The 12,180-nt window shown below is 37.5% G+C and carries 10 protein-coding genes; 8 read left to right on the plus strand and 2 right to left on the minus strand.

The window, feature by feature from the left end; translation table 11 throughout:
* Positions 1-201 precede the first annotated feature (201 nt).
* The 7 genes from Q0A08_RS01555 (at position 202) to Q0A08_RS01585 (ending at position 8,723) form a co-directional block, all read left to right on the plus strand.
* The gene (locus tag Q0A08_RS01555) at positions 202-1,779 is read left to right on the plus strand and encodes an alanine/glycine:cation symporter family protein (RefSeq protein WP_438464385.1); all 1,578 of its coding nucleotides are present in this window, start codon (positions 202-204) and stop codon (positions 1,777-1,779) included.
* A gap of 146 nt (positions 1,780-1,925) precedes the next feature.
* Positions 1,926-2,492 (plus strand): hypothetical protein, encoded by a 567-nt coding sequence (locus Q0A08_RS01560; RefSeq protein ID WP_438464386.1) that lies wholly within the window; start codon positions 1,926-1,928, stop codon positions 2,490-2,492.
* A gap of 181 nt (positions 2,493-2,673) precedes the next feature.
* Positions 2,674-3,222 (plus strand): Crp/Fnr family transcriptional regulator, encoded by a 549-nt coding sequence (locus Q0A08_RS01565; protein ID WP_438464387.1) that lies wholly within the window; start codon positions 2,674-2,676, stop codon positions 3,220-3,222.
* 80 nt (positions 3,223-3,302) lie between these two features.
* Complete coding sequence (locus Q0A08_RS01570; RefSeq protein ID WP_438464388.1) at positions 3,303-3,698, plus strand: hypothetical protein; 396 nt, start codon at positions 3,303-3,305, stop codon at positions 3,696-3,698.
* A gap of 779 nt (positions 3,699-4,477) precedes the next feature.
* On the plus strand, positions 4,478-5,995 hold the full coding sequence (locus Q0A08_RS01575) for a DUF4041 domain-containing protein (protein WP_438464389.1): 1,518 nt from the start codon (positions 4,478-4,480) through the stop codon (positions 5,993-5,995).
* 114 nt (positions 5,996-6,109) lie between these two features.
* The gene (locus Q0A08_RS01580; protein ID WP_438464390.1) at positions 6,110-7,291 is read left to right on the plus strand and encodes a DUF262 domain-containing protein; all 1,182 of its coding nucleotides are present in this window, start codon (positions 6,110-6,112) and stop codon (positions 7,289-7,291) included.
* Complete coding sequence (locus Q0A08_RS01585) at positions 7,278-8,723, plus strand: ATP-dependent nuclease (RefSeq protein WP_438464391.1); 1,446 nt, start codon at positions 7,278-7,280, stop codon at positions 8,721-8,723. Before Q0A08_RS01580 ends, Q0A08_RS01585 begins: the two co-directional genes overlap by 14 nt.
* A gap of 315 nt (positions 8,724-9,038) precedes the next feature.
* Here Q0A08_RS01585 and Q0A08_RS01590 read toward each other — a convergent pair whose 3' ends face one another.
* Both Q0A08_RS01590 and Q0A08_RS01595 read right to left on the minus strand, forming a co-directional pair.
* Positions 9,039-9,446: a hypothetical protein gene (locus Q0A08_RS01590; RefSeq protein WP_438464392.1), complete on the minus strand. Its 408-nt coding sequence runs from the start codon at positions 9,444-9,446 to the stop codon at positions 9,039-9,041.
* Positions 9,447-9,518: 72 nt separating this feature from the next.
* Complete coding sequence (locus tag Q0A08_RS01595; RefSeq protein WP_438464393.1) at positions 9,519-10,748, minus strand: MFS transporter; 1,230 nt, start codon at positions 10,746-10,748, stop codon at positions 9,519-9,521.
* A gap of 245 nt (positions 10,749-10,993) precedes the next feature.
* Between Q0A08_RS01595 and Q0A08_RS01600 the strand changes: the two genes are divergently transcribed.
* Entirely contained in the window at positions 10,994-11,971 is a 978-nt protein-coding gene (locus Q0A08_RS01600) for a transposase (RefSeq protein WP_438464394.1), read from the plus strand.
* Positions 11,972-12,180 lie beyond the last annotated feature (209 nt).

A 12,180-nucleotide genomic window follows, 5' to 3' on the forward strand; every position in this document is an offset into this window, starting at 1 on the left:
ATTCTACTTTCTCATCTTTCCTAAATTGATTTTTTCCAATAGACCTTGTTGTTTTCTAAAACCAACAATTTCTAGCCCTAGTAATAGGGTCACGGAGTAAGATCTTCAGCCCCTAGCTGCTACTACATTATTCACTAAGCCTTAGTCATCCTGTTATTAAAATAATAAGCCTGCAGAGCTAAATAAAATGGGATTACCAAAATGAAAAAGACACAGCAATTATTTGCACTCTTTATGCTGATATTTAGTACAAACATTCTTGCGGCTGAGACTAGCGCATTTGGGGAGTTTGTAGGTTCAATAAGCCGCTCGGTTGATGGTTTCTTCAACGATTACACGGGTTGGTTCGTTGGCTTAATCTTCTACAGTGTACCTGTTGGCGAAGCTAATTTTCCTCTTATCGTAGGCTGGTTGTTAATTGCAGCGACTATCTTCACTGTTTACTTCGGTTTCATACAGTTTAGACGTGCTGGCCTTTCAATCGATATTGTAAGAGGTAAGTTCACTAACCCTAACGCCAAAGAAGAAGGCGAAGTGTCTCACTTTCAAGCTCTAACAACTGCACTATCTGGTACCGTAGGTCTAGGTAACATTGCAGGTGTAGGTGCTGCCCTAGCGATCGGTGGACCTGGTGCAACTTTCTGGATGATCCTTTGTGGTCTTCTAGGTATGGCATCTAAGTTCTGTGAGTGTACCCTTGGTGTTAAATACCGTACTGTTTTGCCTTCTGGCGTCGTTTCTGGTGGTCCAATGTACTACCTAAGCCGCGGTCTAGAAGAACGTGGTTTACCTAGCCTAGGTAAATTCCTTGCAGTAGGTTTCGCACTAATGTGTATCCTAGGTTCTTTCGGTGGCGGTAACATGTTCCAGGCTAACCAAGCCCACGCAATGTTAACTTACGCTTTCGACGTACCAAGTGAATACGGTGTAATCACAGGTCTAGTACTAGCTGCTTTAGTTTTCTCTGTAATCGTTGGTGGTATGCCTTCAATTGCGTCAGTAACTGAAAAAGTTGTACCTTGGATGGCACTACTTTATGTAGGCATGTCTATTATCGTAATCGTTGCTAACTTCGGTCAAATCGGTGCGGCTATAAGCGCTATCTTCGAAGGTGCCTTCACAGGTGCTGGTGTTGCTGGTGGTTTCATTGGTGCATTGATCCAAGGTTTGAAACGTGCAACCTTCTCTAACGAAGCAGGTGTTGGTTCTGCTGCGATCGCTCACTCAGCGGTTAAAACAAAAGAGCCAGTAACTGAAGGTCTAGTATCGCTACTAGAACCATTCATCGATACAGTAATTATCTGTACTATGACTGCTTTGGTTATCACGATTGCTGGTTTAAACACAATGCCATTCAACGGTGAAGGTCTAACTGGCGTTACCTTGACTGCAGCGTCTTTCACAGCAACAGCAGGTATTTTCAAATACTTCCTAGCTGTGGCAGTAATCATGTTTGCTTTCTCAACAATGATCTCTTGGTCTTACTACGGTCTAAAAGCTTGGACTTACTTGTTTGGCGAAGGTTCTAAAATTGAGTTAACTTTCAAAATTATCTTCTGCTTCTTCGTAGTTGTTGGTGCGACCATCCAGTTTGGTGCGGTTATCGACTTCTCTGACGCAGCGATCTTTGCTATGTCTATCTTCAACATCCTTGGCTTGTACTTCCTAATGCCAGTTGTTAAGAAAGAATTGAAATCATTTATTGCTCGCGTAGCTTCAGGTGAAATCAAGCGTTATGACAACAAAGATACTGATTCAAATTCTGCAGAAAAAGCGTAATTTATCGTTTTTTCTTAATAGAATGAGATCATAAAAAAACCCGCTTCGGCGGGTTTTTTTATTCCTGTAAATCGGTAAGATAAGTATAAATAATACAAATGTGATGGCGATGAAAAACAAGTAGTAACAATAACCTAGGAAACAAAATGGATGACGATAAGCACTTTTACATCGATTTAAAGCGCAACCTGATCAAAGACGGACCAAAATTTCTTTCCCATACAGTTATGGCAAAAGGAGATGTCGTGTTTCTAAGGCCAACCATGGGCGCAATGAGCTTCTGCATCATCTATATCGTGGTAGGGGTTTTCTTATTAGGCTTAGCAGGTGTTATCTATTGGAACTCTCATCAGCTTGATCTTACCGTTTTTATCGGTATTTTTGGCAGTGCCATAGGCATGTTTGGTATTGCACTTATCAGACCCTTTATGAAGCGCGCAAGGTTCGATAAAAAGACCGGCCTTTTTGAAAATAATAAAGACAGGGATGTGAAGCTAAAACACATAGTGTCTCTGCAAATACTTAACAAGATGATAGAAAGAGGACAAGCGCCTAGCTATGAGTGTTTTGAGCTCAATCTACTGACCAAAAATGGCCGCCGTATTAATATACTTAACCACAACGATTTACCCCAAATGCAGCTTGATGCCATGGTACTAGGTGACTTTTTACGGGTAGAAGTTAACGACTTACGCAGTGAAATGAACATCTAACAAGACGAAGCAGGGTAGCTAACATCATGCAAGCATATGGCCTCTTAGTTTGTTAACAGAGGCTTAGCAAGCGCAACGGATTAAAATTAGGCTAGATTAAAGAAGATGAGCAGGGTGTGGTCTTAGCATCTTAATGCCAACCCCCGCAGGTTAACTGACACGAAAACATGGTTAAAATCCTATGAAAACCTCTGCCTTTATCGAAGCACAATTTATTCAACATGCTTTAACAAGAAACCTAGCCAAAAAACAAACCTTGTTACATCAAGGAGAAGTAAGTCGACATGCTTATCTTGTAAAATCGGGTTGTCTTAGAATGTGGTATAACGACTCTGGTGACGATATCACCGTCAAATTCTTTATACCCGGAGACGTGGTTGCATCTCTCGAAAGTTTTTATAATGAAACCCCCAGCACCTTTGGTATCGAAAGCATACTTCCCACCCAAGTAATGGCAGTGAGCAAAGCCGTTGTTACCCAAGCATTAGAACAGTCCCCACAGTTTAAAGATGAGATGTTGAGTATCTCAATCGCCTGCATGACGGACTATCAGAACTTGTTTCTCAATCGAATTATGAAAAATCCAGAAGACCGCTGCAAACTATTGTTAGAACAAAATCCGCAACTGTTCGAAATTGTGCCCCATCACTATATCGCCTCCTATCTTGGTATTACACCAGTATCCCTTAGCCGTATTCGCAAAAGAGCCGAAAGCATTAACAATTGTTAATGCGGCGTTCCGCAAGGCCCCATAAAATTCTCATCGAATTTACACATATTAAGTGAGCAAATGAAAAGATGGGATTAACTATGAAAGACAAAACCGGCCGCATTATGCTCGCCTTGGGCATTATTACTGGGCTAATCAGCTTCTGGTATACCTTAGAATTTACCTGGACCCCCGAGTTTCAAGCGACAGAATTAGAAATCGGACCCACCCATTCAAACTACCATGCATTTCGCGAAGCGTTACTCGCACTTGCCGTTAACCTCCTATTAATACGAGCAGCAATACAAGGCACCAAAATAAGATTCGAATACTGGGCAACCTGTCTTTTCATGGTGGCTTTCTACTACACAGGTTGGTGGCTAGCGTGGCCAATTTGGGGATACCACGCACCTTATCTTGGTGCAGAATTGAACCACCTGATGGCAACCGTTGGCGGGTTAGTTGGCTTATGGATTATCAGACCTAGCAGAACCTAATATAGCCATAAAATAGAGACGCACTGTAACTCGTTAAGTGTTTAAATGCGTTCGCGAGTTAACTAAATAAGGCATCTAAAGATATTGACTCACTCAGCGAAAGAGTCAGTCATGGAAATGCGAGATCAAATTAAGAAATACACAATCTAAAGGCTAAAAGAAAAGCCTAGAAAAATGCGTGTCTTAACGCTTACTTTTAATGAGAGATAAGATGCGCATTTTTTGTTTTAGTCACTGCAAAAGCAACGTGCTCCATTCCATCAAAGCAACAAAACAAACCGCTAACACCCCAAGATCACCCAATTTACAGATATGCCTTTGTAATATTTGTTTAACAAGCACCATTCAAACTTTAAGCATTTTGCCTATTTTCTTCTGTGAAAGGGGCGATATTGCTTCTAATAACCAAAAATGGCCTTCTTTATTTTTAATTAGCCTGAGACTATTTTTTAGTTGCATAAATAAATAGCTGTTACCAAATATTTTACGCGGGTTCACTTTTTGAGACTTTTATCAGGTTTTTAATTGAAAACTAGCTCTATCATTAGAAACATTTATATTAAATAAAAATCTAATTTAAGTATTTCTATATTAGTTTTTAGTTAATCTAAATTGCAGTTTTAATAATGTTTATCGTAAATATATTTTATTGATTTAACTGATCGAGGTTCAGTTTTATGGCTGTGTAATCGCTGCTTGAAATATGTGTTTGTGGTGCTTTGTTTATTCAGTAATATTGAGCGATTTTGAAATTTAACCTATTGATTTAAGATCTTTTAATGGAATCTGACTCTTCAAATATTGCATCTTTAATTGTTCTTTTAATATTCGTATTGCCGATTGTTTTGTTTTTATATTATCGGCATAAATATAAAAAAGAAGTTGTAAAATTTGAGCTTTCAATTATTGAAATTTCTAATTTAGAGAATGCTAAGAGTGAGCTAATAAAAAAACTTGAGCCAATCATTAACGCAGAAGTTGAAGCTAGAAAAATTATTGACGATGCAGAAAAGATTCATGAAGAAGCAATGTATGAGCTGAAGGAAGCGAAGGGTAAATCCTCTAATGTGTTAAAAGATGCAAGAACCAAGTCTGAGACTTTAATATCAGAAGCTGAGCACACAATAGAGTATGCAAATAACAGGGCTGAGGAGATTGCAGGCTCAGCCTTAGAAGCAAAAGACAAAGCGGATAGTTATGCGGCAGCTATAAAAGCAATGAAGAACACAATTGAGGGATATAAAGATGATTACATAATCCCTAACCACTCAGTATTAGATGATCTAGCTGAAGAGTATGGCCATAAGGAGGCTGGTGCCCAGTTAAAGCTACTTCGACAGCGAGTAAAAAATATGGTGAAAGAAAACCGAGCCGCAGATTGTGATTATGCTGAAGCAAACAGAAGAGCTTATGCGATTCACTTTGCAGTAGATGCATTTAATGGAAAAGTAGATTCATCATTGGCAAAAGTGAAGCGTGATAACTTTGGAAAAATCAAACAAGAAATCATTGATGCTTATGCGCTTGTTAATCACAACGGGGCTCCTTTTAGGAATGCGCGAATTCTTCAAGAGTATCTAGATACAAGGTTAGAAGAGTTGAAATGGGCTGTTGCTACTCATGAATTACGTCAGCTTGAATTGGCTGAACAAAAAGCCATTCGAGATCAAATTAGAGAAGAAGAAAAAGCACGTAAAGAAATGGAGAAAGCAATAAAAGAAGCGGAAAAAGAAGAACGCCTGCTTCAGAAAGCACTTGAAAAAGCACGTAAAGAGTTATCAGCTGCATCAGATGAGCAGAAACAACAATTTGAATCCCAACTAGCTGAGCTTGAAGCCAAATTACATGAAGCTGAAGAAAAAGGCCAAAGGGCTGTCTCAATGGCTCAGCAGACAAAACGTGGTCATGTGTATGTTATTAGTAATATTGGTAGCTTTGGTGAAGAAGTCTTTAAAGTTGGTATGACAAGGCGTCTAGAGCCAATGGATAGGGTGAAAGAGTTAGGAGATGCTTCTGTGCCTTTTAGCTTTGATGTACACGCCATGATTTATAGTAATGATGCGCCTGCTCTAGAGAAGTCCTTACATAAAGCCTTTCATGAGAAGTCAGTTAATAAGATAAACCCAAGAAAAGAATTCTTTAGATTACCTCTTAGTGAAATTAAACAAAAAGTGATTAATGAAGGTGTAGAAGATATTCACTGGACAATGAAAGCAGAGGCGGCTGAGTATAGAGAATCTGTTGCGATGTTAAAGAGTTCTAATGCAACTGATTTAGAGAAAGAGTTAGTTTATTAGGATAACAGTACTAATAAGACAGGCATACTAATTTGTAAATGGTAGGGTAATTTTTTATTAAATTAATAAAATTTTGCTTTGAAATTAATTGAACTCTTTATCCGAGATAATTAAATGCACTTAACACCTTCAGATCCTGATATTTCTACATTAGTAAAAAAAATAGAGAAGAATAGACTTGATTTGCAACCAAATTTCCAGAGAGGTGAGGTATGGGGATTACAAAAAAAGCAACGCCTCATCGATTCAATTTTGAGAGGTTGGCATATTCCACCTATACATGTGATTCAAGTTCCTAATTCAAGTAAACAAGAGGTTCTCGATGGTCAACAGCGACTTGCCGCAATAAGAGATTTCGTTGATGGTAAATTTAAATTCAACGCAAACTTTGAGCCTAACAACCCTCAATTCAAGGGTATTGATGGCTTAAGTTATGATCAGCTAGATATAGATACTCAAGCAAAAGTTGACGATTTTACTATACGAATCATTACAATATCAGATTATAACGCAGGTGAACCGGGTGAGCTTTTTTACAGGCTAAATCAGCCTACTAATCTTACTTCTGCTGAACAAAGAAATGCATATTTTGGTGAAGCTAGACAGCAAGTTAAAGATTTATCTGATCTAATGGAATCGCTTGGTTACTCAAATAGTACGATTGGTTTCAACAACTCGAGAATGGCTTATGATGACATTCTTGCGAAGCTCTTGCTCTCAATTGAGCACCAAACCTTAGAGAAAAAGATAACAGCAACTCTAGTAACCCAACGTTATAGAGATTCTAAAGGTTTTAGCTGTGAAAGCATTCAGATTGTAAAAAATGCATTGCATGTAATGATTGATCCTATTGATCAAGAGCTTGGAAGAGCGAAGTTAAATAAATCTACTTTATATTCTTGGTTATTTTTCATTTGCACGGCTATGTCTGAAAAAAGTATTCCAAAAGATATATTGAAATCATATTTAATATATTTTGAATCTATAAAGTCTTCTAATAAGGAGATAATAGTACCAGCAAAGATGACTTCTAAAACTGTTACATCACTTCTTGCAATCTTTAATGATAGGGCTAGTTCACGAGTTGCAGATATAAGCAGTGTAAAATTAAGAGACATAATTCTATGGTCTATTTTTTCGACTACCCCCATGTCTTTTGAAATAAACTCTGACACTTCTAATAGTCTCAGAGATAGTATGTATTACCTTTCGTCTGGTGAGTTTAATGATTATGAAAAAGAATTATTAAATATTATAAAGCACATTAGTTGGGGGACTAGTTATGAGCTCTTTTAGACTCGCAACAATCAGTGATTACTGGCGTACTGCAAACAAACGAAAATTCCCAATTCAGTTAGAATGTATAAAGTTTAATAATTGCAATGTTTTAAACAATCTTAGTGTTGACTTTGGAAATGGAATACATGCATTAAGTGGAGCTAATGGTGTAGGTAAAAGCTCTTTAATTAAAATGTTATTTAATAACTTAGTAAATGTTGATGATAATGTTGGTGGAAGACAACCGTTTACTTTACAGCATACTTCTCATAAAAATTTAACTGTAAATATAAAAAACAATGATAAATTATTATCTATTCAGCATGATACTGATCATGAGTTAGATGTGGCAATATTCGATCCTTGTACATTAGTTCCAACATTACAAAACTTCTATCAGCATCTTAGTGATATAGATGAGATTGTTTCTGCACATGGTAGCTATAAGTATAACTCAGAAAGGCTTATAACTTTAAATTACGTAACAAGCCATGCGTATAAAAATGTTGAATGCACTGATATTGAGGAAAATTTCACAGAAAGCTTACTATCAACTATGCCATTCTTTAAAGTAATTAACAGGTATGGTTTAGAATATGACTCTCGAACAATGGGCCTTGGAGAATTTTCACTTTTTTATTTTGATTGGCTAATAAATCGTCTAATATCGAGCCAATGTAAGCTCCTCTTACTGGAAGAGCCTGAAAGTTACCTGCCACCTTTAATTCAAAGAAAACTAACAGACGTTATTGCATTTTTAGCTTATAAGCACTCTATACAAAGTATTATTTGTACTCATTCAGATTCTATTTTAGATAAAATAAATAGAAGGCATGTAACTACGATTAGAAAAGTAGGGCCAAGTTTAAAGGCATTCAATGCAAATACTAATTTTGACTCACTAAAGTCCTTAGGGCTTACCGCAAGAAAAAAAGGCATCATATTTTGTGAAGATGAAGCAGCGCTGTCTTTCTCAAAATATTTAGTCGCATTTTCTAATAATCATGTAATAGATAATTTTTACTATCATATATCAGGGTCAAACGGTGATATCGAAAAAATCTTAAAAGAGCTACCAAATAAAATTGAACAATTTAAGTTCTATGCACTTTTTGATGGCGACTGTAAAAAACGTAATCAAACTGGGTTTAATACGAAGTCATATGGATACTTGCCTGGAGACAGCAATCCTGAAAATCTGTTAATTCCATATTTTGATGAGATAAGTGCTGAAGGTAAAGCTGCAATTTTTTCGAAAACAGTAGAAGAAGTAGAGTTAGCAATTGATAACATTCAAGGTTTGGAGGCTCATGATTATTTAAATGAATTTTTTTGTCACATTAACATTACCAAATCAATTGGTTTTGATATATTGGTTGAAGCCTATATTAAAAATAATATTGACTCACATGAAATTATAAGTTGCTTAAAAGCAATAGATGCTATATAGAGGAAATGTTAATAGGACAGGCATAACAATTTGAGCTTCTTCTAATCACTATCTAGCTTTATGAGATTCACTCAAGGATGAGGAATCTAAAATGTGCTTTCTTTTAATGGGCAATTTTAAAATATCTATCTTATTTAATATAAAGAACGTTTTATAAGGACAGCCACCTTAAATTGTTTCTTTTAAAGTGCCTGTCTTATTTAAAGTTTATTTAAAAAATAAAATTTACCAAAATACTTATTTTCAATTCATTTTTTAAATTAAGTACTCAGTATATTTATCTGGCTCAAAAACTTTATTGATAATAGGTTATTGCTAGTTGGTTAAAGGTTTCTCCATTTCTTCTTTTTCCATGATTACTTCTTTAGTACTTTGAAATTGATATTTAGCCCCACTCAAGCCATCAACCAAATTACCTACGGAATAAGCAGTTAAAAGAGCTACATTACCATCACTTTTTGTATTTTTAGAAAACTTTAATTTTAACGCTTGTACTTTATAACCCTCTAAACGTGCAATGAAGAACGCTCCCGGGCTTCTATTTAATGTGAGAGTACAAGGCATGGTACAAAGAAGTTTTTTTCCATTGTAATTATAAAGGGAAGCACCTTCGGGCTTACTTGTAAAAAGCACATCTTGAGTAGATTCTGTCGTGAGAGTTGCACAACCTTGAAGTGTTGAAAACATCGCTATTGCAATCATTGTTTTAGAATGAGTAAACATAAAAATCCTTTTAAGTATGTTTTAGTTTTTAAAATGCCTGTCTTATTTAAAAAAGCCTAATAAATCACTAGATTATTGTGCTTGCGGTAGGGCACTTCGTTGGCTCGAAAAATAGAAACTCACTATGGTTATTGCCGTTAAAATGCCACTGCCCATTAGCAGTGTATCCACCGAATAATATTCAACGACGATTGCAGAAAGTGCCCGTGAAATCGGTATTGCACCCACAACGGATAACATGACCATGGACATCGTCATGCCAAGGATGTGGCTCTCTGTGTTGGTTTGCAAATGAGTGATGACAGTCACTCGAATACAGGCATCGGCAAAACCAATTAGCGCAACGGCAATGAGAATGAAGTACTTCTGGTAAAAGAGTGCTAGTGCAAAAAGTGATGCGGCGATGATCAATTGAAATAAACAGACTTTATTAACGATTTGCCATTTGAACTTTAGTCGAGCAATTAACAGGTAACCCAAAATAGCGCCCATAGCTTGTACTGAAAACATTTGCCCGTAATGCTCAACGTTGGCAGCAAAACGTTCAACCACAATAAGTGGATAGGCCACACTTGAAGGGCCGACAGCGAACAAGCAGACGAAGAATAATAATAGGGTGATATTACGTACTTCAACATTAGCCCATACTGTTTTCACGCTTTCTAGCAAGCTGCTTGTTGGGGTTGAGTTTTGATTGGAAATTGGCAAAGTTCGAATCAGGCCAATTGCCAGTACTTGCATGAAGGCTGCAACAAGCATCGGATAGAGGTAGACGACATTGTCTCCCTGTTTGCTTGTCTCCAAAAAGGCCATTGAGGACGCAGCGACAACGGGTGAAATGATCTGACAAAATTGGATCGTACTCATTATCATACTGTTGGCCGTACTCAAGCTGTCCTTTTCAACGATGGAAGGAATAATGCATTCAGTGGCAGGAGCAATGGCAGCGCTGAATAAGCTAAATCCCAGCGCAAATACACACAGCAGGTAGATATTTACCCAGTCATTTGCAAGCAAAAGCGCAAAGCATGAAAACAAAACCACCAAGGCCATACGAGCCCCAATAAGCAGACGTTTTGCCCCTAACTTATCTGTTAGGCGACCGCCATATAAGATGGCAATACCACGGGGGAAGCTCTCGATAGCTAAGACAATCGCAACAGCACTCTTCCCACCGCCATCAACACTTAACGCCATCCAAGGCATCATAATTAACATAAAGAAGTCAGCGAAGGAGGTTAGTGTGGTAGCAGCAAGGTGCCGAGCAAACGCCGGATTCGACTTAAGTTTATTCAATATCATATACATCCTTGTATTCGTATAAACGCATATCCGCCATCCCAGCGGATACCTTTAATCCATTAAAGTAATTTACTTGAACTGCGCTCTGTTATTTTAAAAATGGCTGTCTAGTTTAAAAGCCAGTTTAGATTAAAAGCTATCCTTTTTTCATTTCTTGAAGTACTAACAGGACAGGCATAACAATTTGACCTTCTTCTAATTACCATCTAGTTTTATTGGATTCACTCAAGGATGAGGAATTTAAAATGCCGAAACCACGTAAATCTCTAATTAGTCTTCAAGACACTCCCTATTATCATTGTGTATCCCGATGCGTCAGGCGTGCTTTTCTCTGCGGAGAAGATGAGTCCACTGGGAAAAGCTATGACCACAGGCGAGGCTGGATTGAAGATAAAATGCTAGCCTTAGTCAATGTTTTTGCTATCGATATTTGCGCCTATGCTGTCATGAGCAACCATACCCATTTGGTACTTCATGTTGATGCAGATAAAGCGAATAACTGGTCTATCAGAGAAGTGCTTGAGCGCTGGCATAGCCTACATAAAGGTACTCAATTCACTGAAAAGTATTTAGAAAACAAAACATTGGCAGAGTACGAGCTTGCTTCGGTGTACGAGAGCTGTGAGAAGTACCGCAAGCGTTTAATGGACATTAGCTGGTTCATGAAAGAGCTTAATGAACCTATTGCACGTATGGCTAACAATGAGGATAAATGTACCGGACATTTCTGGGAAGGGCGCTTTAAGTCTCAGGCTCTGTTAGATGAGGCGGCGCTTGTTGCCTGTATGGCCTACGTTGATTTGAACCCAGTTCGAGCTAAGATGGAAAAGACACCTGAATCCTCAAAGCATACTAGTATCAAAACTCGTATCGACGTTGCCAAAGCCAATCAAACTCAGCCTAAAACACTCTTTCCTTTTATCGGCTATGAAAGAGAAAATCAGCCTGAAGGACTACCTTTTAAACTTGAGGATTATCTTGAACTCATTGACCTTACGGGTCGTATCATTCGAGAAGATAAAAGAGGGAGTCTTGATGTCTCTTTAGCGCCTATTTTGCAACGTATTCACCTTACCTCAGAGCAATGGCTGGAAGTCACCACTGGGTTTGAAAAGTATTTTAAAGCCGCAGTGGGCTCAGAAAGGTTATTAGCTGATTTTTGTGAGCATACTGAATTGCAAAGGCGGTCAGGTTTAAGTGCTTGTAAACGGCTACTCTCTTAGATCTTAGTTTATTTATCTAGTCGAAATTCTTCCTATCGTTAACTCGAAATATCTTGCTGCCTTAAATATGAAATTATCCAATTAATTGCTTAAAATGGGTCGCCAAATTAAGAGAACTTTTCATTTTTATCTATAAAGTGTCAGAAATATTTTAAGAACCTATTTTTAGCTGATGTTATATCTGATCTCTTTTAAAATGCCTGTCTTAT

Source organism: Marinomonas sp. PE14-40 (assembly GCF_051623805.1).
Taxonomy (GTDB): Bacteria; Pseudomonadota; Gammaproteobacteria; order Pseudomonadales; family Marinomonadaceae; genus Marinomonas.